22 protein-coding genes, 1 other RNA gene and 2 pseudogenes are annotated in these 25,180 nt (G+C 43.2%); 11 read left to right on the forward strand and 14 right to left on the reverse strand.

What is annotated here, in order from left to right:
* Positions 1–89: 89 nt before the first annotated feature.
* Positions 90–3,410 (forward strand): transglycosylase domain-containing protein, encoded by a 3,321-nt coding sequence (locus VZ94_RS07985; protein ID WP_052700320.1) that lies wholly within the window; start codon positions 90–92, stop codon positions 3,408–3,410.
* A gap of 350 nt (positions 3,411–3,760) precedes the next feature.
* Here the strand turns inward: VZ94_RS07985 and VZ94_RS07990 are convergent.
* A pseudogene (locus tag VZ94_RS07990) lies at positions 3,761–4,334 on the reverse strand (gamma carbonic anhydrase family protein).
* A 144-nt stretch (positions 4,335–4,478) separates the two neighbouring features.
* On the opposite strand from VZ94_RS07990, the gene VZ94_RS07995 reads away from it, so the two are divergent.
* The 3 genes from VZ94_RS07995 (at position 4,479) to pssA (ending at position 7,763) form a co-directional block, all read left to right on the forward strand.
* On the forward strand, positions 4,479–5,069 hold the full coding sequence (locus VZ94_RS07995; protein WP_045778820.1) for a YigZ family protein: 591 nt from the start codon (positions 4,479–4,481) through the stop codon (positions 5,067–5,069).
* Between the two features lie 99 nt (positions 5,070–5,168).
* Entirely contained in the window at positions 5,169–6,839 is a 1,671-nt protein-coding gene (locus tag VZ94_RS08000) for an ATP-binding protein (RefSeq protein WP_045778821.1), read from the forward strand.
* Positions 6,840–7,022: 183 nt separating this feature from the next.
* Entirely contained in the window at positions 7,023–7,763 is a 741-nt protein-coding gene (gene pssA, locus VZ94_RS08005) for a CDP-diacylglycerol--serine O-phosphatidyltransferase (protein ID WP_045778822.1), read from the forward strand.
* 145 nt (positions 7,764–7,908) lie between these two features.
* On the opposite strand, the gene VZ94_RS08010 is transcribed toward pssA, so the two are convergent.
* Both VZ94_RS08010 and VZ94_RS26910 read right to left on the reverse strand, forming a co-directional pair.
* The gene (locus VZ94_RS08010) at positions 7,909–9,192 is read right to left on the reverse strand and encodes a sensor histidine kinase (protein WP_204369081.1); all 1,284 of its coding nucleotides are present in this window, start codon (positions 9,190–9,192) and stop codon (positions 7,909–7,911) included.
* A 37-nt stretch (positions 9,193–9,229) separates the two neighbouring features.
* Positions 9,230–9,568, reverse strand: a complete 339-nt coding sequence (locus tag VZ94_RS26910) for a hypothetical protein (RefSeq protein WP_045778823.1) — start codon at positions 9,566–9,568, stop codon at positions 9,230–9,232.
* Between the two features lie 117 nt (positions 9,569–9,685).
* On the opposite strand from VZ94_RS26910, the gene VZ94_RS30430 reads away from it, so the two are divergent.
* The 4 genes from VZ94_RS30430 to VZ94_RS26920 are packed head-to-tail and all read left to right on the forward strand — an operon-like array spanning position 9,686 to position 12,512.
* On the forward strand, positions 9,686–10,651 hold the full coding sequence (locus VZ94_RS30430) for a PAS domain-containing protein (RefSeq protein ID WP_045778824.1): 966 nt from the start codon (positions 9,686–9,688) through the stop codon (positions 10,649–10,651).
* Positions 10,587–10,976, forward strand: coding sequence for a PAS domain-containing protein (locus tag VZ94_RS30435; RefSeq protein ID WP_082081462.1), 390 nt, complete (start codon positions 10,587–10,589; stop codon positions 10,974–10,976). The genes VZ94_RS30430 and VZ94_RS30435 overlap by 65 nt, the downstream gene beginning before the upstream one ends.
* On the forward strand, positions 10,973–11,494 hold the full coding sequence (locus VZ94_RS26915; protein WP_052700322.1) for a diguanylate cyclase domain-containing protein: 522 nt from the start codon (positions 10,973–10,975) through the stop codon (positions 11,492–11,494). Before VZ94_RS30435 ends, VZ94_RS26915 begins: the two co-directional genes overlap by 4 nt.
* 43 nt (positions 11,495–11,537) lie before the next feature.
* Positions 11,538–12,512 carry a putative bifunctional diguanylate cyclase/phosphodiesterase gene (locus tag VZ94_RS26920; RefSeq protein ID WP_052700323.1) on the forward strand — a complete coding sequence of 325 codons (975 nt, stop codon included), beginning with the start codon at positions 11,538–11,540 and terminating at the stop codon, positions 12,510–12,512.
* 6 nt (positions 12,513–12,518) lie between these two features.
* Here the strand turns inward: VZ94_RS26920 and apbC are convergent, their stop codons facing one another.
* The 11 genes and pseudogenes from apbC to ffs all read right to left on the reverse strand — a co-directional run bounded on the left by apbC (position 12,519) and on the right by ffs (position 20,509).
* Positions 12,519–13,610, reverse strand: coding sequence for an iron-sulfur cluster carrier protein ApbC (apbC, locus tag VZ94_RS08030; protein ID WP_045778825.1), 1,092 nt, complete (start codon positions 13,608–13,610; stop codon positions 12,519–12,521).
* 811 nt (positions 13,611–14,421) lie between these two features.
* Positions 14,422–14,628, reverse strand: coding sequence for a type II toxin-antitoxin system HicB family antitoxin (locus VZ94_RS08035; protein ID WP_045778826.1), 207 nt, complete (start codon positions 14,626–14,628; stop codon positions 14,422–14,424).
* Positions 14,629–14,813: 185 nt separating this feature from the next.
* On the reverse strand, positions 14,814–15,344 hold the full coding sequence (locus tag VZ94_RS08040; protein WP_045778827.1) for a hypothetical protein: 531 nt from the start codon (positions 15,342–15,344) through the stop codon (positions 14,814–14,816).
* Positions 15,345–15,652: 308 nt separating this feature from the next.
* Positions 15,653–15,850, reverse strand: coding sequence for a BrnA antitoxin family protein (locus VZ94_RS33180; protein ID WP_157844878.1), 198 nt, complete (start codon positions 15,848–15,850; stop codon positions 15,653–15,655).
* 69 nt (positions 15,851–15,919) lie between these two features.
* Positions 15,920–17,071, reverse strand: a pseudogene (locus tag VZ94_RS08045) (phytoene desaturase family protein); the annotation flags it as partial.
* Between the two features lie 48 nt (positions 17,072–17,119).
* Positions 17,120–17,413, reverse strand: a complete 294-nt coding sequence (locus VZ94_RS28470) for a phytoene desaturase family protein (RefSeq protein WP_239649751.1) — start codon at positions 17,411–17,413, stop codon at positions 17,120–17,122.
* Positions 17,414–17,495: 82 nt separating this feature from the next.
* Positions 17,496–17,834: a histidine triad nucleotide-binding protein gene (locus VZ94_RS08050; protein ID WP_045778828.1), complete on the reverse strand. Its 339-nt coding sequence runs from the start codon at positions 17,832–17,834 to the stop codon at positions 17,496–17,498.
* Between the two features lie 7 nt (positions 17,835–17,841).
* Positions 17,842–18,438: a recombination mediator RecR gene (gene recR, locus VZ94_RS08055; RefSeq protein ID WP_045778829.1), complete on the reverse strand. Its 597-nt coding sequence runs from the start codon at positions 18,436–18,438 to the stop codon at positions 17,842–17,844.
* A 3-nt stretch (positions 18,439–18,441) separates the two neighbouring features.
* Entirely contained in the window at positions 18,442–18,765 is a 324-nt protein-coding gene (locus VZ94_RS08060) for a YbaB/EbfC family nucleoid-associated protein (protein WP_045778830.1), read from the reverse strand.
* 14 nt (positions 18,766–18,779) lie between these two features.
* Positions 18,780–20,381, reverse strand: a complete 1,602-nt coding sequence (dnaX, locus tag VZ94_RS08065; protein ID WP_045778836.1) for a DNA polymerase III subunit gamma/tau — start codon at positions 20,379–20,381, stop codon at positions 18,780–18,782.
* A gap of 31 nt (positions 20,382–20,412) precedes the next feature.
* An RNA gene (gene ffs / locus VZ94_RS24320) (signal recognition particle sRNA small type) lies at positions 20,413–20,509 on the reverse strand.
* Positions 20,510–20,853: 344 nt separating this feature from the next.
* Between ffs and VZ94_RS08070 the strand changes: the two genes are divergently transcribed.
* The 3 genes from VZ94_RS08070 to VZ94_RS08080 form a co-directional block, all read left to right on the forward strand.
* On the forward strand, positions 20,854–21,606 hold the full coding sequence (locus tag VZ94_RS08070; RefSeq protein WP_045778831.1) for a ParA family protein: 753 nt from the start codon (positions 20,854–20,856) through the stop codon (positions 21,604–21,606).
* Positions 21,560–24,148: a glycogen/starch/alpha-glucan phosphorylase gene (locus tag VZ94_RS08075; protein WP_082081464.1), complete on the forward strand. Its 2,589-nt coding sequence runs from the start codon at positions 21,560–21,562 to the stop codon at positions 24,146–24,148. The genes VZ94_RS08070 and VZ94_RS08075 overlap by 47 nt, the downstream gene beginning before the upstream one ends.
* A gap of 363 nt (positions 24,149–24,511) precedes the next feature.
* A partial coding sequence (locus VZ94_RS08080) for a magnesium transporter MgtE N-terminal domain-containing protein (RefSeq protein ID WP_045778832.1) occupies positions 24,512–25,180 on the forward strand: 669 nt, incomplete at its 3' end.

Raw genomic sequence — 25,180 nt, forward strand, 5'->3', positions numbered from 1 at the left:
AACCTAACCCAATAGGTTCTGGAAAAATCTAAATACAATGTCTATCTCCTTATTTATTTTAACTTTTTTGCCTATACAACGAGCAACGGATGCGTAGATTTAAAAGAATACTGTATCGGCTGTTAACAGTATACATTGGCTTAGGTTTGATTACGGTTGCGGTCATTGTGGGTAGGCTGATTCATCAAGAAGTCAAAACATCAAAATATCAAGCGCAATACTTAACGCAAATTAGCAAGCAGTTAAGTTATAAATTAGTGCCAGGTCAAAGCCAATCGGTACGTTATCCGCAGGCAGGCCCTTATGACCAACGTTTAGGCTATACCGCATTGCCTGAGGCGATTAAACGCCTGCAAAATTTAGGCTATGAAATTACTGCGCAAGCGGCGTTTCCACCTATCATGACCGAATTAATCGATGAATATGGCTTATTCACCGTTTATCACGAAAAATCCCAAGCGGGCTTGCGTATTATTGACAATAACAATCACACCATCTTCAGCGCAACCTACCCCGAACACGGTTATGCGCAATTTCAGGATATACCGCCTGTCGTCTTAAATACCTTGTTATTTATAGAAAACAGGGAATTACTTAATCAAGAAAATACCCAAGTTAACCCGGCTATCGAATGGGATAGATTTGGTTTTGCGGGTTTACAACTCATCGCCAATAAACTTGGCGTAGACAGCAATGTGCCTGGCGGTAGCACCTTAGCAACACAAATCGAAAAATATCGGCACTCGCCTAATGGATATACGAACTCAATTGTTGATAAATTTCGCCAGATGGGTACCGCATCGGTTAGAGCCTATTTAGAAGGCGCTGATACGCGCGCAATGCGGCAAGAAATCGCCTTATCGTATTTAAACACCATGCCACTAGCCGCAACACCGCAACACGGTGAAGTGCACGGTTTAGGCGATGGTTTATCGGCTTGGTTTAACGCAGATTTTAATAACATTAACAGCTTGCTGACGCCTGAAGCCTTAGCCACGACAAACATCAGCAAAGCCCAAGCCAAAGCCTATCGCCAAGTGTTAAATATCTTACTATCACAGCGCAGGCCGACGTATTTATTAGGCAAAGGTTTTCGTGCTTTACAAACACTAACCGACAGTTATCTACGCTTACTCGCTGAGCAAGGCGTCATTTCGCCCGAATTACGCGATGCAGCATTAAAAGAAACCACGCCGTTACCACCCCGTCGCAGCAATGCCCCAACTAAATTCGCCTTGGAACGCAAAACCCAATCCGTCTTACGGGCACGACTCGCAAAAGCCTTAGGCGTTAAATCTAACTATGAAATGGATAGATTTGATTTAACGGTTAAAACCACCTTAGATTATAAAACGCAACTGGCTGTTACTCAGGAATTACGCGAACTCAGTCATCCTGACAAAGCCCGCGAAGCCGGTATTATCGGCACTCGCATGTTAGGCGACACCTTGCATTTAGACCCAATTGTGTACAGTTTAATCGTGTACGAAAAGACTAAAACCGGTAATCAACTGCGCGTACAAACGGACAATTACGACCAAGCCTTAGACATTAACGAAGGTATACGCTTAGACTTAGGCTCAACGTCTAAACTACGCACTATGGTGCATTATTTAGAGTTAATTGCGGAGCTGTATCAACAATATCAAAAGCTTAATCGTAGTGAACTAGACCAATTACAATTTCACCCTAAAGATTATCTATCAGCCTGGGTAAGAGAACAGCTCCGCATACAACCTAATATCTCATTAGAGCATTTACTCTATTCAGCGCTAGACAAATCGTATTCAGCCAGCCCGAATGAAAGTTTTTACACCGGCGGCGGCTTACATACGTTTAGTAACTTTACCAAAGGCGAAGACAACCAAATCATGTCTATACGCCATGCGCTAAGAGATTCGGTTAACTTAGTCTTTATCCGCTTGATGCGTGATTTAGTCTACCACCACTTATATAAGCCGGGTGGCATTGCGCGTTGGTTGGAAATACCAGACAGCCCTAAACGAGAAGAATATTTACAACGCTTTGCTGACAAAGAGGGCAGTGTTTATTTACGGCGCTTTTACAGCAAATATCACGGCAAAACACCTGATGAGATTTTAACCAGCTTAGCGCAACGAGTACTCGCTAAACCCTCACGTTTAGCCATGTTATACCGTTCGATTTATCCAGAGCGCGATGAACAAGCCTTAAGCCATTTTTTAAAAACGCATCTGGATAAAAGCCAATACGCTAAACAAAATATCGATGAGTTATACAATAAATACTCGCCTAAAAATTTCGATTTACAAGATCAAGGCTATATCACCAAAATTCACTCGTTAGAATTATGGCTAGCGGGCTACATGGCAAAAAATCCGGGGGCTAATTTAGAACAAGCCTTAGCGGCAGGTGCAGATGCACGTCAACAAGTTTATCGCTGGCTAATAAAAAGCCATAAACGTCAAGCGCAGCAAAACCGCATTATGAATATGTTGGAAACAGAAGCCTTTTGGGAAATACACCACGCCTGGCAACGGGTAGGCTACCCTTTTGCCGCACTGACACCTTCTTATGCCACGGCAATAGGCGCATCAGGCGATAGACCGGCTGCATTAGCGGAATTAGTCGGGATTTTACAAAACGATGGCGTGAAACTGCCGATGATACGCTTTGATTACTTACAATTCGCGCAAGGTACGCCTTATGAAACGGTGATGAAAAAGCGCCCCGATGAAGGCGAGCGTATTTTTCCAGCAGAAGTAGCAAAAGCCGCGCGTAGTGCCTTAAGCGGAATCGTCGAAGGTGGTACGGCCTCACGTTTAAACAATATTTATACTGATCAAAACGGCAAGCCTTTATTAGTCGGCGGTAAAACAGGAACCGGCGACCACCGCAAGGAAATTTGGGGTAAAGGCGGACGCTTAATTGAATCGAAATTTGTCAGTCGCGCTGCGGTCTTTACGTTCTTTCTAGGCCAACGCTTTTTTGGCGTCATCACCGCCTATGTCGCAGGGGAAAACTCGGGTAGCTATCATTTTACTAGCTCGCTACCGGTGCAAATTCTCAAACACTTAAAACCGACATTAACACCGTTGCTGCATACCGCTCCGGCAGGTGAAGGTATAAAAACCGGTGAAACACCCACGTTCATTGACGCCAAGCCTTTGCTGAGCAAACCCAAGCCTAAGCCTGCGGCTAAACCGGTGTTTCAATTTAAACGCTCGGATTTTCCCGATTTTAATGACTACAAACCAACACCAGCACCTAAGCCAGCGCAGCCCCCTAAATCTACGCAGCCGCCGACATCGCCGGGTTATAGAAGAGCGCAAGATGCTTATCCGCCAGTAACGAAACCGAATGCGGCTACACCAGCCGTAAAACGAACAAGTAAACCTGAAACCAAAAGCAAGGCGCCCACCCCGCCTTAGAATATACTTTGCTCTGCGTGGGAATGCATACCCATGCTCAAGTTATCTCACTGATACGAATGGAAAACCATGCCAAGCCGAAGACCGGTAGGCGTTCCCACCCAAAGCGTGGGAACGAGAAAAAAAGGGTTAAGTTTTAGGCTTTTACAGCTCACTGTAGGGTACGCTATGCGTACCTTGTTATTGATTTATTGCGATTTTTTTAATGGTACGCACAGCGTACCCTACTCAAAAAACCGAACATGACCGTGTAGAGTATAGATAGGCTGGTGTTTGTAAGGGTACGCAATGCATACCCTTACAGCCTGATTTTATTGACGATGGATTGAATCGTGGAGCCCTGTTGTAAGTTATTTAACACGCCGCACTAATTGCGTTTCCGCAACCGGTTGGTTTTGCTCTAAGTAGGCATTTTTAAGCTCTACATAATGATGAGCAGAATATTCTAGGAATTTTTTTCTCGGCAGGTTTTAACGCGCGGATTTGTCTGACAGGGGAACCAACATAAAGATAACCACTTTCTAATTTTTTGCCCGGAGGCACTAAACCACCTGCACCAATCATGACATAGTCTTCCAGTACAGCGTCATCCATGACAACTGCGCCAACACCAATCAAACAATAATCCCCGACGGTACACGCATGTAATACGGCTTTATGACCTACGGTGACTCCTCTACCAATCGTTAGCGGGTGGCCTTGTGGTGAATAATCTCCGGCATGAGACACATGCAATACGGAACCATCTTGTATGTTGGTCGCTGCGCCTATCGTGATGCTTTCAACATCTCCTCTGACCACTGACATTGGCCAAATTGAAACATCTTCTCCTATATTAACATTGCCAATGATAACAGCACTGTCATCGACGTAAACTGACGTGCCTAATTTAGGAAAATGATTTTTAAATGCTTTTATTGGCATTTTTGCTCCTTGTTTATAGTCAATAATAAGTTGCCATGCAATCAATCGCGTAATGGCATAAAATTTTAGGTTTATCTAGTGATAAGGTATTGTACCTGTTAATAGCTAAGATTCTTGCCCGATTCAGCCTTATCAAGAAAAAACATGAAACTCATCACAAAAGATTATCATTATGAAGAATTAATAAAAAAATCTCGCTTTATCGGCTTGCTGTTACCCTGTGATTCAGAAACTGATGCACAGGCTTATATCAAACACGTCAATACCGATTATGCCGATGCTAGCCATGTAGTTTATGCGTACAGAATTAAAACCAGTCAAGGCTTAGTGTATCGTTTTTACGATGCAGGAGAACCCTCAGGCACAGCCGGCAAGCCCTTATTGCAACAATTAGAAGGTAAACAGTTGATGAACGCGCTACTGATTGTCGTTCGGTATTTTGGTGGCATTAAGCTAGGAGCTGGGGGATTAACCCGCGCTTATGGTAATACCGCGCGCAAAGTATTAGAACAAGCTGAACTTATGCCGTTTATCGAATGGCTTACGCTGTCGATGACACTCGCGTATGAACGCTTGCAACAGCTAGAATACACGTTAAAGACATTAGACGGCAAAATACTTGAACAAGAATTTTCAGGCCACATTCGTTTACAGGTGCAATTACCTAAACCCTCGCTTGCACAATTCAATACCCGTTTTGCTGATGCCATTAACAGCATTCAGGATAACCCATGAGTTCGTTGTGTTTTTTTCGGTTATACTTTTTCCCTATACCATAAAAACAAAACTATCTGTATACATAGCTCAAGCACCGATTATCTCTGAGGCGGTATTATGTCTGAACAATCACATGTTAATTTTTTAATCGCTACGTTAACCGTAGTCCGTGGCGATGGTATGGATGCCAGAATTTCCAACGAATATGCTAATCGTGCGCCATTAATTACGATTGATGACGAAGAATTATTCGCTGGGCAAATCGGTTCTTATGTCGTGATTCGACAAGTCACGATTGGCGTGCTCGCCGTCGTGCATAAAATGTGGGAACAAGACCGCTTTGATAGTACAGGCCAACGGCATACGGATCGTTTTATTTCGTTAATCCCGGTAGGCGAAATTACCGACAGCGGTGCATTTCTGCGTGGTGTGCGTAAATATCCTACGGCAGGTGCCGGTGTTTACGCCGTTGGTCTAAAAGAGATAAATGCGATATTTTCTAAATTCGTCAATTACAACTTTTTAATTGGCCATTTATCGTCGCATAAAAGCTATCATTTAAGTTTAGACCCTCGCTCTTTATTTGGTCGCCACTTTGCTATCGTAGGCCAATCCGGTTCCGGTAAATCTTGGACGGTTACCAGCTTAATTCAAAGTACGATTAAAGCCATGCCAAATTGCCACATTATCTTGCTGGATTTACACGGTGAATACTGTTGGAAAGATAAATTTGGCGAAATACATTCGGCATTTGGTAAAAATGAAGTCAATTATGTCGATGCTGTTACGATGGAAATGCCGTATTGGATTATGAGTTTTGCCGACTTAATCGACTTATTCGTAGACAGAGACGATAAAAGCTCATCATTACAAATTTCCTATATGCGTGAAGTCATTCAGCATTTAAAGCGTAAAGAAGCCAAAGAAATCGGCCTACCCGCAGCAACCGTCGATACGCCTATTTACTTTCCCCTCTCAGAGTTATACCTGCAATTTAAAAATGCCAACGAAGAGCGCAAAGAATTCGGTAAAGTAGAAGGCGCCTTATTCGGTCAATTCGACGAATTTTTGATTCGTATGCAAAGCCGGTTAAACGATGTACGCTTTAACTTCTTATTAAAACCTAGAGTACACAAAACCTCTGACAGCCTAGCTAGTTTATTACGGCAGTTTGTTGGCTTAATCGATGGTCGGGCAAATATCACGGTCATTGATTTAAGCTCAGTACCGACCGGTATCGTCCCTGCGGTCTGCTCCCAAGTAGGTCGTCTGGCTTATGAATTCAATTATTGGAACCCAGTGCGGCGCGACTTCCCTATTACGTTAATTTGCGAAGAAGCCCATGCTTATATTCCTAGAGAAAAAAATGCTCAATTTGAAGGCACTAAACGCATGATGGAGCGTATTGCCAAAGAAGGTCGTAAATATGGCGTGTCAATTGGCGTGGTGAGTCAACGCCCGACAGAATTATCAGAAACCATGCTCGCACAGTGCAGCTCATTTATTTGTTTACGCACATCTAACCCCGATGACCAAGCCTATATTAAAAAATTAGTCCCTGAGGCCGAAGGCGATATTACCGATACTTTAAGCTCACTAGGTCGTGGTGAAGCCTTAGTCTTAGGCGAAGCCACGCCAATCCCGGTGCGGGTACAGATTTACCGACCCAATCCAGAACCTAAAAGTAACGATGTCGATTATTTTACCGGCTGGCGCGAAGGTCCTGATGATTTAGACATTAAAGAAATTGTACAATTCTGGCGTACACAAACACGTAAAACTTATTAAGGCTACACACTTAAGACAGGACAGAGCGTTTAGAGCGCAGGTGTCGGCAGCAGGGAGGCTGCCGCCAAGCCTACAGGGACGTATTTACAGCGTCCTGTGCGCTGAACGCCCCGTCCTGTCTTAAGTTGGTAACCGCTTATTAACTTAATAGACCCGCACTCGCTGGTCTCAGGAAAACACATTATGGCAACTAATACCCAATCGATACGTCGTCGCGGCATTTATTTATTACCTAATTTATTTACCACTGGCGCGCTTTTTGCCGGTTTTTATGCAATTACCTCAGCCATGAATCATCATTATGAAACGGCTGTTGCATCTATTTTTGTTGCGATGATTTTAGATGGTTTAGATGGTCGCGTCGCCCGCTTAACGAACACTCAAAGCGAATTTGGCGCGCAATACGACAGCTTATCGGATATGGTGTCATTTGGTGTTGCCCCTGCCCTAGTCATGTATCTATGGGCTTTTAGCAGCCTAGGCCGATTAGGTTTGTTCGCAGCCTTCGTTCATACAGCAGGTGGCGCGCTACGCTTAGCCCGTTTTAACACGCAAATAGAAACTGCCGATAAACGTTATTTTCAAGGCTTGCCCAGCCCAGCGGCGGCGGCCATTTTAGCGGGCTTTATTTGGATTTGTTTAGAACATCAATACGACATCGATGTGATTAAATACTTTGCTATTGCACTAACAGTTATCACGGGGTTATTAATGGTTAGCAATTTTCGCTACTCTAGTTTTAAACAAATCGATTTAAAAAAACGCGTACCGTTTATCGTGGCTATCGCGATTATGTTAGCCATTGCCTTCGTCATGGCACAACCACAAACCATGTTGTTTTTAGTGTTCTTAGGCTATGCCGTATCCGGGCCTTTGATTACCTTAACTCAGCGTAAACGCATCTTATCAGAGCGTAAAAATTAATCTGATTTGGACTACCAACTTAAGGCGGGACACAATACCAAGCCGGGACAGGGCACACGAGTGCAGGTGTCGGCAGCAGGGATGCTGCCGCCAAGCCTACAGGGACGTATTTACGGCGTCCTGCGCTCGTGTGCCCTGTCCCGGCTTAAGTTGGTAGCCCTGATTTACTGGTAGCGTCTGCCACAATAGGGATTAGCAGTTTAAACAATGCGCCTTGCTGGCAGGCCAATACGTCAAGCTGTCCGCCGTAGGCTTTTAACACCGATAAGCAAATCGATAACCCTAAGCCTGCGCTACCTTGATTACGCTTAGTCGTAAAAAAAGGCGTAAAAATTTTATCCCGATTCGCGTCTGAGATGCCGCTACCGTTATCGTGTAATGCTATCGATAACTGAGCGCTTTTAGCTTCAGCGTAAATCTGAACGCTACTCGCACCGTTTTGCACGCTATTCTCGAATAGATTAACTAACACCATTTCCAATGCATCGGGCGCAATGGCTAACGGCGTGCGCGGTAGTTCATAAGCTATTAACTCAAGACCACGAGCCTTGAAACGAGGCGTAATCGTCGCTAATAATTCCGATAGCTGGCAAGTTTGACGACTAGGCTCTAACGCGTCGGCACGGGCTAACTCTAATAAACGATGCACTAATTGTTTTAATCGTTGCGTGTCAGCTAGCGCATTGGCAATAAAACGCTGCTTATCTGACTCTGGCATAGAGTCAGCGTGTTCTTGGATGAGTTCTAATGCGCCTTGTATCGCCGTTAACGGCGTTTTGAATTCATGCGAGACATGAGTAGCAAAGCGACGTATATAATCCCCTCGCTCGACTAACGCTTTCGACATCTCAGCAAAACTACTAGAAAGCTGGTCAATTTCATAAGTCACCGGGTTTTTTAACGGTTTTATCTGTTTTTGCTCGCCGTGTTTAATGCGCTCCGTTTGCGCTATCAATTCTCGTATGGGCCTTGCAATCGTCGCTGACACCAAAGTGCCTAACGCAAATACAATCGCTAACACGCTGCACGACACGAAAACTACGGTAGCTTTAACCGCATATAAATCCCGTAAAATATTATTCGGTGTACGAGACAGATAAATGACACCTTGCAGATAACGCTGCTCTAAACCAACATCTTCTACAACCGGAAGCGTTTCAATAATCGGATAAGCAATAAACGCACGTATATTAGAGCCTCGACTCAATGAATACAGTGGCGGCGGCGGTTCATCAGAGAGTCGCTGCCGTATGCGGGCGCTATAAAAGCCCTTTAATGCCTCTTGCACTTCCTCGACATGAGCCAACGACAACCCGACTTCATCTCGACCCGCAATCACTAAGCCCTGGGCATCTAAGACACGCATACCGGTCAACATCACTTGTTGTGTATCTCGCAGCACAGGTGTCATAAGATTAGCGATTTTCACACTAGTCGTATCAGCTTTTAACAGACAAAACTGTGCATCAGGACGTTTTAGCCAAAATCGGATTAATCAAACTGAGAATAGGCGGCACCGGTTTATACATGGGCAATGCTGCCGGTGCCGTTGTTAATAAGCGCCCATAAGGTTTTTGAGCGTGAGTTAAACTACGCACGTTTTGCCTAAATGTCGCCGCTAATACTGCCGCTTGTGCGATTAATTCCTGCTCAGTTTGACGAACTAAGCTATTTTCATAAATGCGAAAAAAATAAATGCTGCCTAATGGCAGCATTAATACTGTTAACATGACTACAAATAAAATACTGCGTAAGCGTAGTAACGGCTTACCCGAACCCCATGCTAAGGATAAAAACACAACCATGAATGCAAGCCTCAAACGGTAATCCGTCACCCATCAAAGAAAATATTTTTGTCAATTTCGACAAATTAACGACTTATGCGTAAAATCTTGTCCCGTTATCTTAAGCGGAGAGTGTGAGTGTTTACTTGGTTAACTGAGCTGTCATCGAATTCTAATCATTTTATGCCTCATGGCGCTTGTTATCTGTGGCAACAGTCTATCTTACTATTGCATGTGATTAGTGATACGCTTATTGCGTCAGCCTATTACTCCATTCCAGTCGCGTTAGGCTATTTTGTTCATCGCCGTACTGACTTGACGTATCGCTGGGTGTTTTTGTTATTCGGCGGTTTTATCTTGCTATGCGGCACTACGCATCTACTTAGCATTTGGACAATATGGTATCCCAACTATTGGCTTGCCGGTTGGGTTAAAGCGATTACCGCATTAGCGTCTTGTATAACGGCTGTATTAATTTGGCCGTTAATCCCTAAATTATTGTCATTGCCAAGCCCAGAAGCGTTAGCCTCTAGCGAAGCCTATATGCGGGCAATATTTGATTGTACACCCGATAGTATTTTAATTACCGATGATAAAGGCGTTATCTCGTTGGTCAATCACGAAGCTCAGCATTTACTGGGCTACCCACATGATGAACTCATTGGCACGACCATCGATAACCTATTCCCTACGCCATCAAAAAACGCTTATGCCAGTTTACGCGCGCACTGTATCGATAACGCAACGATAGATTTAGAACCGATTACCCAAACTTTTTCAGTATTAACTAAATTCGGCCATGAAATCGAAGTTTCACTTAGATTGAGCATTATTAACACCAAACAAGGCTTATATTTTGCCTGTACGCTACGTGATATTACGCAAGAAAAACAAGCAGAAAATGCGTTAAAAGCTAGCGAAGAGCGCTTTAGGCGTATGGCCAATGCCTCACCGACTATGATTTGGATTACCGATGCCTCAGGTAAATTCAGCTTTATCAATCAAACCTGGCTTAATTTTACCGGTATTAAACCCGCTGATGCGCTTGAATTGGGATTGTCATCTAGCCTTAATCCACCTAGACGATCAAGCTCTTTTTATTAGTGCTTTCGAGCATATTCGCTTTAGCCATCCCCAACCCATTACTTTTGAATATAGAATGCGTAAATATTCAAATGACTGGCGCTGGATTTTAGACCATGCCGTACCGCTACACGATAATAAGGGGGAATTTTGCGGTTATATAGGCTCAGCTATCGATATTACCGAGCGTAAACAAGCCGAAGCTGAATTTAGAATAGCTGCCGCCGCCTTTGAATCACAAGAAGCCATGGTCATCACCGACACAGAGACCGTTATCTTACGCGTTAATAAAACGTTCTGCGATACAACCGGTTACTCGGTAGAAGAATTAGTAGGCAAAAAATGAATCTGTTGAAATCGGGTAAACATGATGACGCGTTTTATACTGAAATGTGGCAACAGGTCAATGCCACCGGCGCTTGGCAAGGTGAAGTTTGGGATAAACGCAAAAATGGCGAAATTTATCCCAAATGGTTAACAATTACCGCCGTAAAAGACAATCATGGCGTTACCACGAATTATGTTGGCACGCATATCGATATTAGCGTTCGCAAAGCACAAGAAGATGAAATCAAATTATTAGCCTTTTATGACTCATTAACCCAACTACCTAACCGACGCTTATTACGCGATAGGCTACAACAAGCGCTAATCAACGCGAAACGTCATAAACTGTATGGTGCTTTATTATTCATCGACTTAGATAATTTCAAAACACTAAACGATACGTTAGGGCATGATATTGGCGATTTGTTATTAATCGGAGTCGCTAATCGATTAAAACTGTGTATCCGCGAAGCCGACACCATCGCTCGTTTAGGTGGCGATGAATTTATTGTTATGTTAGAAAAAAATTACCGATAACGCGACGGGGGCCGCGTTAAGTGCCGAAGCCGTTGCACAAAAAATGATTGCCGCCTTAAACCAACCTTATCATTTTTCAGGTCATGAGCATCATAGTTCACCAAGTATTGGTATCACGTTATTCAGCGCACAAGACGAAACTGTTGATAGTTTATTAAAGCAATCCGACATTGCTATGTACCAGGCAAAAGCCGCTGGACGTAACACGCTACGTTTTTTCAATGCCGATATGCAGGCAGCGGTGACTCAACGAGCGTTAATGGAAGAAGATTTACACAAAGGCATCTTAGAACGGCAATTTACGTTGTATTATCAATCTCAAGTCGAGCAATCAGGCCGTATTTTGGGTTGCGAAGCATTAGTACGCTGGAATCACCCACAACTCAACTTTGTCACACCGGCAGATTTTATTCCATTAGCTGAAGAAACCGGACTTATTATTCCGTTAGGTCAATGGGTCTTAACCGCAGCGTGCCAGCAATTGGCCGCTTGGGCTAACAGTCCCGTATTTAGCCATGTCACCATCGCGGTAAATGTCAGCGTTAGCCAATTTAAACAAGATAATTTTATCGACCAAGTCTTAATGGCACTGAGGCAATCGGGCGCGAATCCTAACAGACTAAAACTTGAACTGACCGAAAGCTTAATCGCCTCTGATTTAGACGATATTATTAGGAAAATGAAAGCGTTGAAGCAAATAGGCGTTTCCTTTTCACTCGATGATTTCGGCACAGGATTTTCTTCGCTAAACTATCTTAAAAAACTGCCTTTTGATCAGTTAAAAATCGACCAGAGTTTTGTCAAAAATATTTTAACTGACCAAAATGACGCCGCGATTGCCACTATCATTATTAAACTTGCCGACAGCTTAGGCTTACAAGTCATTGCAGAAGGCGTTGAAACCCAAGCACAACTAGATTTTTTAGCCACGAGTGGCTGCCCTTATTACCAAGGCTATTTGTTTAATAGACCGTGCCCCGTCGAAGAGTTTGAGCAGTTGTTTGAAAGTATGAGCTAATCACGACTAAGTGTTTTGCACCACTATCGTTGGAAATTTACGGCTAAAATCCTTTGCCCGCAACGCCAATTTGGCGGCAATTTTGCGCGCAATCTCTTTATAGAGTTGCGCGGTACGGCCATCGGGTTCCGCCACCACAGTCGGGCGTCCTAAATCGGCATCTTGTCGAATCGCAATATCTAACGGCAACGCACCTAACAAATCGACTTTATTAACCTCAGCCATCGCTTTACCACCGCCGTTACCAAAAATAGCTTCTTCATGCCCGCATTGAGAGCAAATATGTAAGCTCATATTCTCAACAATGCCTAACACCGGCACATTGACTTTTTCAAACATCGCTAAACCGCGTTGTGCATCAATAAGGGCAATATCTTGCGGCGTAGTCACAATCACCGCGCCACTGACTGGAATTTGCTGAGCTAATGTTAATTGAATATCGCCCGTACCTGGTGGCAAATCGATGATTAAATAATCTAAATCATCCCAGTTCGTATCGCGTAACAATTGCTGTAACGCATTAGTCGCCATAGGTCCTCGCCAGATGACGGCTTGATCGGCTGCCACTAAATAACCGATAGACATGGTTTGTATGTCATAAGCCATTTTAGGAATCATCGTGCGGTTATCATGGCTTTCTGGTGAGCCAGACAGCCCTAACATAGTAGGTATACTAGGGCCATAAATATCAGCATCTAAAATCCCAACTCTAGCCCCTTCAGCCGCTAACGCTAATGCGATATTGACTGTTGTTGTAGATTTGCCCACCCCGCCCTTACCTGAAGCCACGGCGACAATATTTTTAACCTGCGGATGCGGTTTTAACGATTGCTGTACCGAGTGGGCAATAATATTAACCGTAATATCAACGTTTATCTCACCAACGTCCGGCAATACGCTAACATGTTGTTTTATAGCTGCTTTCATATCATCGATAATCGAGTTAGCCGGATAGCCCAACTCTACTCGAATAGTGATGTTATTGTTATCCACGTCAATCGACTTAACCGATTTGGCTGCTATTAAATCTTTGTTATGGTTAACATCAATAAATGTTTTTAATAACGCTTCAATACTAGACTTTTCAATAGGGGTCATGTGTTTCCTTGTTTTACTAAAACCATAGAATCTAGTCAGAATATAGGCGCTACTCGAAAATTACAAGCAAGTTTAGTGAAATTCAACGTTTTACTAAATTATCAATAGCAAACAAAGTAAGCCGACACACTCCTTAAAAAGTTAACCTACTCATAACCGAAACGCTAAACAATAATCATGCCCTATTCAGCGTGGTAGCCTATTCAATACCACGCAACCAGGGCGAACGCATTTGACTTTATTATTTATCGTTAAATCAAATAGTTGAAAAAATATGACTACATTTTAGACAATTTATTGCCTTGTATCCATTTGATTATATTAATAAAAAATTTTAATGCGTTTGCCCTGGTTCATAACCATTCACGCCAATACAATATGATCTTTAAAAATCAAATCCGCTTCAGCATGTGGGTTGAGTATTAGTTTACGCGAATGATGCGCTTCGTTTCTCAGCGCATCCTATCGCCCTGATAAAAAACTAAACTCCAAAACTGCCAGCGGGCAGCGCGTCTCTTTTACCGACTGTTGGGTTTGATAATGAACACCAAAACCATATTACCGCTAAATAGAAAAGACCAAGCAACAAAACAACGCTAAAGCTTATAGGTCATTTGGGCTAAGCCCAGTATGTTTGGATATTCGAGCAAGCATACGAGGGCCGATTTCTTCACTATCGTGAAATGCAAAAACAAAATCAGACCAGCACTACGACATAAAGTACGATGGGAACCAGATTGACGCTTAATTACCCAACCAATACTAAGCAATGCGGCAAGAACGCGCTTAGCCTTTGTAGAAGGCCACTGGCTCATGCAGCCACGAACTCAATATTGATGGGTATAGGGCGGTTTTCTCCTGTTTCGATTCGCTCAGCAAGCACCCGAAGCGCCAATGTTTCTGTCTTTGCCATTGCGTCTTCAGCTGAAACACCATAAGCAAGCACCCCTGGAATTTCAGGTACTTCGGCTAACCAGCGACCATCTTCTTCGCGTTCGTATTCTATGTGAAAATTCATACGGCCTCCCGTAAAGGTAATTGCTACTTATTTTATGCTAAGGGTGCGAGTACACCTAAAAAACCTACCCACACCCAGCGCCTGTGATTGGGCGCAATGCCTATTGGTTATTGCGCTTTACCGCCTTACATCTATACGCCTTACGGGTTAATTTATGACTAAACTCAGGAATTTTTACCTTAAGCTTATTTTGGGCGTACGACTTCAAATGTCATACCAGGTTTGATGCCTACTTCCCAAAGTGCCCTTCCATCTGGTAGAGGAATTCCGGGCTTGGTTCCAGTAATCATTCGTGCGTTTTTAATTATTGCGTCTGTTGCTTTATCTTTAATAACCCACGTGTGACCATATTCATATGGCTTAACTAATTTATTGATTTGGAAGTAAATTTCGTCCGTTAAATCGTTTAACGATGAAAAAGCACTTGCCTGGAATTCGTATAAATCATCGTCTGACCCTGTAAATGATCGTGCATCCACTGTAATAAAGGATGATTTCCTAATTTCATTTGTTATTTTCTCTGCCGCCTTTATTAGGCTCTCTTGTAATTCAGGTTTATTATTCGCACTTGATAGAAGTTTGTCAGATGTTAAGACTGATTTTATTTTTTCCTCGATTTGCTTATCTAGTTCTTTAAGTTCTGGGCGAGCTTCGCTTTTTTCTTGTAATGCTTTTAAAAAACCATCATCGCTATTGAAATCCCGAGGTGCATACAATTATTTGTAATGGCAACTTACAAGCCATCCAAAAACACAGAGAACAATCACAGGGAAAATAACCATAAACCAAACAAGTGGATAAAGCTCATTTGCCTCTAATTCTGAGCTATAACCTACTACTAAGGCAGCAAATCCATAAATTAAAACGATAAAAAGAGCGATTATTCCAAGGGGATTTCTTGAAAGTTCTTAGCAGTGTTGCCAAAATCGTTTAGTATGTTCATGTGATTTTTTGGTTGTTTATTGATGTGCCTATACGGTAAGCCGTGCCGCTCACTGAGCTTTAACGAAGCCACCGAACCTTTCTACCACCCCTTGCTCGCACGAAAGTCGGCTAACACCTCAGCGTCAAAGCGTATAGCGACCTGTTCTTTGATGGGATGTTTGCCTGCGCCACAGGCGCGATAAGTCGTTTCATTATGCAAGTCATGGGCATTATGACAAGCAAACGCATCCTCCCAATCAGTCTGGTTATTGGTTTCGGCCTTTCTGATAGAAATAATATGATCGGCATTGTCTTTTGGCGTGTGTACAACAAAAAACCACGATTCCTTACCGCATTGCTAGCGCCCCTAACCCCTCGTCAAATCCGCAACAATCTTATCACGCACCAGTTGCCCTGATAGCGTCACCATAGGCATACCACCACCGGGATTCACGCTACCGCCAACAAAATATAAATTGTTTAATACTCGACTGCGCTGAGGGATTTTAAAGCCTAGATTTTTGTTACGGTCTGCAACAACGCCGTAAATCGAGCCTTGATTGGAATAATAACGTGCTTGAATGTCTAACGGCGTCCAATATTCTTCACAAACAATGTGTTTGCGTAAGTCAGTTAGCCCCATGTTTTCAAGTTTTAGCAATACACGCTCGCGTAATTGCCAATAATCATCGGCACTTAGTGGACGCTCAGGGTTAATATTGGGGATGTGCGGCAGGATTTTAATAATCTCGCAGCCTGGAGGTGCAATACCCGCATCGGATTTTACCGGTGCAACTAGGTAAATAGTCGGGTCTTCTGATAAACGACCGCTATGGAATACTGAATCAAAATGCTCTTTCGCGTGCTCGGAATAAAAGAAATTATGATGTGCTAGCTGGTCGTAATATTTATCAACACCTAAATGTAAGACTAAACCCGAACAAGACGGGGCAAATTTCTTTAAGCGATTAAGTTCGGCTTCTTGTCCAGTTAACAAGCGTTGGTAAGCCGGAATGGCTTCCATATTGCTGACCACAATATCGGCCGATAACTCACGACCATCGCTTAGCACCACGCTAGTCGCTGTTTTTTGCTGATGCCGAATCTCGGTAATTTCACTATTTAAATGTATAACAACGCCTAACTCTAAGGCTAGGCGTTCAAGTGCTTGCGCCAGTTTATACATGCCGCCTTGCACATACCATAAGCCATAGCCGAATTGGATATACGGTAATAAATTCATTAAAGCGGGTGCATCATAAGGCGATGAGCCGACATATTTAATGAAGTAATTTAGAATATCGACCAGTTTAGGATGCTTGATAAAACGCCTAACCCCTTGATCCATTGTTCTAAATACATCGAATTCGGTTAAGCTTGCGATTCCGTAGAAGTTTAACAACGACCAAAAGCTATCTAAGCCCTGGGCAAAATAGCCCCGCTCCGTCGTCGTACATAATTGCTTAGAATAAGTTAGGAATTGGCAGAATTGTTCATAAACCTCAGGCCCTAGCTTAGCTAGCTCAGCTGCATAACCCCATCATCACCGGATAAATCAATCACCGTGTCATCCGCAAAAAAAATTACGCCAATGCGGTTCTACCGGCTCAAAACGCACATAGTCTTCAATATTTTTCCCTACGCGGGTAAATAACGCGGCGAAAATATGCGGCATCGTTAATATCGAAGGCCCTAAATCAAAGCTAAAGCCGTCTTTAACCAGGATATTTAATTTACCGCCTACTTTATCGTTTTTTTCAATAAGTTCTACGCTAAAGCCTTCAGAGGCCAGCGAAATGGCCGCCGATAACCCGCCTAACCCAGCACCTATGACAACAACATGTCGTTCAGAAAAATTCATTAAGCCATTCTCCGCTTAAGACGCTAAGTAATTAAACACACTGGCTACGCATTGCGTACCCTACCCTAATGTATGCAATCGACTAGCCTGGCGGCCATGTCATTTGCCGACCACCTAATAAATGTATATGTAAGTGGTAAACTTCTTGTCCGCCATGCTTATTGCAATTGACCACGAGGCGATACCCGTTTTCGCTCAAGCCTAATTGCTTAGCAATGATAGGCGCTGCAGAAAATAGCTGTCCAGCAAGGCCAGCATCAGTTAGCTCGTTTAAAGTTTCGATGTGTTGCTTTGGAATAATTAACACATGCACTGGCGCTTTTGGATTAATATCGTTAAACGCCAACACAAAATCGTTTTGGTAAACAATATCTGGTTGTATTTCACCGGATACCATTTTGCAGAAAAGACATGTACTCATAAGCCACCTAAATTTGTTGTCGCCCGTTTAAAGCATGAGCTAATGTGCCACTATCAATAAATTCCAGTTCTCCGCCCATAGGCACGCCATGTGCAATACGATAAGCTTTAACCTGGTGTTTTCTAGCTAATTCAGCGATATAGAAAGCGGTGGCCTCGCCTTCTACGGTAGAATTAGTCGCTAAAATAAGTTCTTTAATCTGCCCGTGTGCTAAGCGCTGCTCAAACTGCGCCAAACCTAACTCATCCGGCCCTATACCGTCTAGTGGCGATAAACGACCATGTAGCACAAAATAATGACCTTTAAATACAGCCGCTTGCTCAACGACCCAAACATCGGCTGAACTTTCAACGACACAGATTGAGCTAGTATCTCGGCTGTTATCTTGGCAAATATCGCAAACAGCTTGTTCAGTAAAAATACGACACGACTGACAAAAGCCTATCTCGTTAACCGCTTTAAGCAAGGTTTCGGCTAAGTTTTTCGCATTTTGCCTGTCACGCTGCAATAACTGAAACGCCATACGTTGTGCAGTTTTAGGTCCTACGCCTGGCAAACAGCATAAATTCTGGATAAGTTGAGCTAGCAGCCCTGTCCTGCGCATAAATTAAAACGGCATTTGAAAGCCAGGCGGCAATGGAAAGCCAGCGGTTATGCCCGACATTTTATCTTTTTTTAAGCGCTCAACTTTAATTTCGGCATCATTCATCGCGGCCGCGACCAAATCTTCCAACATATCTTTGTCATCACCGACCAACGAAGCATCAATTTTTACTTTTCTTACTTCGCGTTTACCGTTCATAAACACGGTAACTAATCCACCACCTGACTCACCGAGTATTTCAGTTGCGGCAATTTCATCTTGCACTTTTTGAAAATCTTCCTGCATTTTCTGTGCTTGTTGCATTAAATTTCCCAATGCCCCTTTCATCTCTATCTCCCAAGTTAAACAGGCTTAATCGTGCCCGGAATAATTTTAGCGTCAAACTGTTGTTGCAATAATTGAACGGTTGTATCGGTTTGAATCGCGTCAACAGCCGCTTGCTGTAAGTCTTCTTGTTGCTTAATCAATTGTGCCGCAGGTGTATCGGCAAGTGCTGAACCTAGGCTTATTTTGAGTTTAATCGCTTTACCTGTCCATGTCTGTAAGGCGGATTGCAATTTCTGCTCGCGCATAGGACTTAGTAAATTCTTCTGCGCTTGATCGAGCAATAGCGAGCAACTCTGGTCGTCTAAATGCTCTAGGCGACAATTTTGTGCCAATTGTTTAGTGATACTTTCAAGTTTCATAGCGCTAATCATATCTGCCCAATCTAATTCAGCGCTATCAGGCGAGACGGTTATTGCGCTTGTCTCAGACAATCCGGCTTGGTCTTGTGCAGCTAGGTTATGATGAACGACTGGCTCAACCGGTTTAACACTAGGTTTATCAAGCGGCTTAGCCTTTGACATTACCGGCATAGGCGCAACAGGTTTAAACGCTATCATTCTTAACATTAGCATTTCAAAACCACTGCGCACATCCGGCGATAAGTCTAAATCTTTTTGTCCTAGTAACGCGATTTGATAATACAGTTGCACGTCTTCAAATGATAAGCGACCTGCTAGATTCTTATATAATTCGCCATCCAAATCATCCCCACACAGCGTCGGTACATGTTGAAATAAAGCGATTCTATGCAAGGCCTTAATAATTTGTTGCAGCAACGCAGAAAAATCGACGTGTTGCTCGGCAATGCGTTTAATTAACGCAAATAACGGCTCCGCTTGACCATCAGCGAGTGCGGATAATAAACCCAACACCGCTTGTTGCTCAGTATAGCCTAACATAGCGTTAACACTGTCTTCGCTGACGCGGCCATTACCGAACACAATGGCTTGATCTAATAAACTTAAGCCATCGCGCATACTGCCATCTGCCGCATACGCTAATAATGTTAACGCAGCCAGCTCATACGCTATCGCTTCCTGAGTCAGAATATACTGCATTTGTGCTTGAATTTGGCTAGGCTTAAGACGTTTAAGATTAAATTGTAAACAACGGGATAATACCGTTACGGGTATTTTTTGCGGGTCGGTCGTTGCGAGTAGAAATTTAACATGTAATGGCGGCTCTTCTAGCGTTTTTAATAAGGCATTAAAGCTATGGCCTGATAACATGTGTACTTCGTCGATTAAATAGACTTTATAACGCGCCTGGCTGGGCGCATATTGCGCATTGTCCAGTAAATCACGGGTATCTTCGACTTTGGTTCGGGACGCCGCATCGACTTCTAATAAATCTAAAAACCGGCCTTCATCGATTTCTTGGCAGACACGACATTCACCACAAGGATTAGCGTCTTTCAAATTTTCGCAGTTAATCGCTTTAGCTAAAATTCTGGCTAGTGTGGTTTTACCTACGCCACGCGTACCGGTAAACAAATAGGCATGATGTAAACGATTGTGTTGTAACGCATTAATTAATGGGATGACAACGTGTTCTTGGCCGACAACTTCTGTAAAGTTATGAGGACGCCATTTTCTGGCTAAGACTTGATAATTCATGCGGTGATAAACCATACCAAGTGGGCGGTAATCGTACCAGCCGCATCTCGGCACACGAATCTGCTGCTACCGTTGCTCCCTTCCGGACCTGGCGGGGTTTACAGCATATCGTTGCGAGAGAACCAGCACGATTACCATAGTGATTTAGCCGTATGGCTAAAGGACGCGCATTATGCTGGAATTCGGCCATTAAGACAACTCTTTTTTTACTGGCTTTTTTGTGTAGCTAAATTAGCCAAAATAAATTATCTATATCTCTCCCAATCAAACATCCGTATTAAACACTAGGGTGGTGTTCTTAATGTGGCTATACTCTGAACGGTCACATTCGGTATCTTGTGTTGCCTTATGGTGCGCTGTGCGCACCCTACTAATCCCAGCAAAATCTGCGGTGCTCGGCGCGGCAAACGGGATTAGACTTGCGAGTAACGTGTAAGTAAAAATCCAGATTAACAATACTACCAAAACTATTATGGCTATACTGGCGTTCTACAATATCAAAGGCGGCGTTGGCAAAACAGCAAGCGCGGTTAATTTAGCGTATCTGGCTGGGCAAAGTGGGTTTAAAACCTTAGTATGGGATTTGGACCCACAAGCCGCTAGCAGTTTTTATTTCCGGGTAAAAGCCAAAGTCAAAGGCGGTTCAAAAGAGTTGCTGGCTGGTAAGTATGAATTAGAGCAATTCATTAAGGCTACCGACTACGCTAACCTAGATTTATTGCCGTCAGATTTTTCCTTCAGACATTTAGACTTACACTTAGATAATAAGAAAAAACCTAAGCAACAGCTAAAAAAATTGATTAAACCGTTAATTGACGAATACGATATGATTTTTTTAGACTGTCCTCCTAACATTTCACTGTTATCCGAAGCGGTTTTTGCTGCCGCTGACGCGCTGGTTTCACCACTGATTCCAACAACTTTGTCTTTGCGCACCTTAGAACAATTAAAAGTGTTTCTGCATGAGCACGAACTCAACTATCTGCCACTGATTTTATTTTGGTCTATGGTCGATAAGCGAAAAAAACTACATAAAGACATTATCAAGCAATGTGAACAATCAGAGTCGACGATACTCTCAACGGTAATCCCTTATGCTAGCGATATTGAGCGCATGGGTATAGAACGTAAACCCTTACCCTGTTTTGTTCATAACAGTGTCTCAGTAACCGCTTATCATGAACTATGGCAAGAAATCCTTACCCACTTACCCACTAAGTCTTAATTTTTGGAGTCAACCATGCCTTGTAGACGTTTTTATTACTAGCAAACCGAATGCCTCAATTACCGAATTACCGGAATTAGGCATGACTAAAGAGGATTTTATTGCTGACTTCAAGCAATACTATGTGCATTGCTTAGGTCGAGATGAAGATTGCCGCTCGCCTTTTTACGCGGGTGAAGCCCTGTCGCAAGTCGTGCGCGACAGACTGATGGAACGCTGGAAGGCTACCCATAAAACCTATAAACAAGCCCGTGGCAAACGCGTATTTTACTTGTCTATGGAATTTCTGATGGGGCGTACGCTAAGCAATGCCATGTTAAATTTAGGCATTACCGATACCATTACCCAAGCCATGTACGATTTAGGGTTAGAAATTGAAGAACTCATCGACAGTGAACACGATGCCGGCTTAGGCAATGGCGGTCTAGGCCGACTTGCCGCTTGTTTTATAGATAGTTGCGCAACGTTACAACTACCGGTTATGGGGTATGGTTTACGCTACGAATACGGCATGTTTACGCAAACGATAGTCAATGGCGAACAAGTGGAAAAACCTGACCATTGGCTGCGAAACGGCTATATCTGGGAAATCGAACGCTTAGAATACGCGATTCCGGTCAAATTTGGCGGCCATACCGAAGTACAAACCGACGAAGAAGGTAAACACCGGGTTTGTTGGTTAAATACTACTGATGTACTCGCTATCCCCTTTGATGTGCCTGTACCCGGCTATCGCAATAATACTGTCAATACCTTACGTTTATGGAAAGCCGTTGCCACGGAAGAATTTGATTTAGAAGACTTTAATGCCGGTGATTATGCCGAATCTGTAGCCGCTAAAATCACCGCTGAGCATATTACCATGGTGTTATACCCTAACGATGCGAATGAGAACGGCAAAGAACTTAGACTTAGACAACAATATTTTCTCGCCTCGGCTAGTTTACAAGACGTGGTTTCACACTGGGTTAAACTACATGGCCACGACTTTAGCCAATTCGCGCATAAAAGTTGTTTTCAGCTTAATGACACACACCCAAGCATTGCGATAGCGGAACTGATGCGTTTATTAATGGATTTACATGGCTTATCTTGGGATGAGGCTTGGCAAATCACCTATGAGACCATGGCGTATACTAACCACACCTTACTCCCCGAAGCACTCGAAAAATGGTCTGTACCATTAATGCGACGCTTATTACCTCGCTTAATCGAAATTATTTTTGAAATTAATGCGCGCTTTTTATCGCAAGTCGCCGCGCACTGGCCTGGCGATAACGAGCGGCTGCGTAGAATGTCGATTATTGAAGAAGGCCCGGTGCAACAAGTACGCATGGCTTATTTAGCGATTGTCGGTAGTTTTTCCGTTAACGGCGTCGCCCATTTGCACTCTAAGCTATTACAACAAGGCTTGTTCAAAGATTTTTACGACTTATGGCCGCATAAATTCAATAACAAAACCAATGGCGTGACCCCTAGACGCTGGCTTGCTGGCTGTAATCCTGAATTAGCTCAGCTTATTACCGAAACTATTGGTGAACAATGGGTTACGGATTTATCAGAATTGAAGAAGCTAACACCGTATGCCGATAATGCTGAATTCAGAGCGCGTTGGCGTCAAATCAAACAAAACGCCAAACAACGCTTAATCGATTACAAAAAACAACATCAAGAGCCCGTCCATCTCGACATAGGGGCATTGTTCGATGTACAAGTCAAACGCATACACGAATATAAGCGCCAAACCCTTAATGTTCTACACGTCATTCATTTATACGACCGTATTAAACGAGGTGACACGCAAAATTGGACACCTAGATGTGTGTTAATCGGTGGCAAAGCCGCGCCAGGTTATTTTATGGCGAAAAAAATTATTAAATTGATTAATAATGTTGCGCATGTGATAAATTCAGACCCGGATACGCATGGTAAATTATCGTTGATTTTTTTAACCGATTATCGAGTATCCGCGATGGAAAAGATTTGCCCAGGCGCTGATTTATCCGAGCAAATATCCACTGCGGGCAAAGAAGCCTCAGGCACGGGTAATATGAAATTCATGATGAACGGCGCGATTACTATCGGTACGTTAGATGGTGCCAATATTGAAATTCGCGAGGAAGTGGGCGAGGAAAACTTTTTCTTATTTGGCTTAACTGAAGCTGAGATTGAAGTTAAACGAAGCCATTATAATCCTGTGACGATTATCAACGAAGACCAAGACTTACATCGAGTCATGCATTTATTAGAATCAGGCCATTTTAATCAATTCGAGCCAGGCATTTTTGATGCGCTCATTACCTCGTTAAAAAGCCCTGATGATCCGTGGATGACCATAGCCGATTTCAGAAGCTACCTAGACGCTCAACGACGCGTAGAACATGCTTATCAAAATACCGAATTATGGACAAAAATGAGTATCTTAAACTGTGCCAATAGCGGTAGATTTTCAACTGATAGAACAATTACGGAATACAACAATGACATTTGGAAACTACAATCTAAAGCCATTAAATTTCCTTATGGGTTAAAATTTACTTAAGCCACTCGCGCGTACCTGATGTTTCTGGATAGAGGGTAAGGCGTCGCTGCCATGCATGACATCTCCCGTTTAAATAACGACTGACATTTTGCGTGGTCAAGTTTGCGACTATATCTTGTAAGTTGAGTAGGTAGGGTGCGCTACGCGCACCTTATAAAATCATTAATAATCAATGAAAAAGGTACGCACAGCGTACCCTACAGCAACCCAGGATACCGAAAATTTTACCTATCTCTCGTAAGTTGAGTTAGCGGTAACGTAACTCAACGCCATACCCGGTGGTGTTGGGTTACGGCTATCGCCTAACCCAACCTACAATTAAAGCCACGGCATGTTATTACTCTCTCGACACACTGGTTAATTATGGAAACAACCGATAAACTTCATACCGCGCAATTTTTGCAGCATCAATTACAGGAAGTGCTGACGTTGCTCGCAAAGCAAAGTTTAGAAAAATCCTTAGTCGATAGAGGCCCCGCCACCAAACACGAGCTTATCGAAGCCGTGCTGCATAAGCAGCATCAGACCCGATTACAAGAAAAATTTTCCGTTTTACACCCAGCCGATATTGCATTTATTTTAGAATCGTTACCGTTAGCCGAACGCAAAACCGTGTGGGATGCGATTAAATCTGACCTAGACGGCCAAGTGTTACTGGAAGTCTCTGACGCTGTCAGACAAACACTGATTTCTGACATGGCGGAGGAAGAACTCGCCTCTGTTGCCAGTAATTTAGATGCGGATGAATTAGCCGATTTAGCCGCCGACTTGCCTAAGCGAGCGATGTTAAAAATCTTACGCTCGCTAAACTCTACTGAACGCACGCATTTAACCGCGATTTTGTCATATCAAGACGATCAAGTCGGTGCGTTTATGGATTTCGGCATGATTACCATACGCGATGATATGAGCCTAGCCGCAATATCAGCGTATATCCGCAAAATGGGTAAATTACCGAGTCATACTGATAAGCTATTTGTCGTGAATCAAGACAATGAAGTCAAAGGAATTTTGCCACTACAACGCTTATTA

It is taken from the genome of Methylocucumis oryzae (assembly GCF_000963695.1).
Lineage (GTDB): Bacteria > Pseudomonadota > Gammaproteobacteria > Methylococcales > Methylomonadaceae > Methylovulum > Methylovulum oryzae.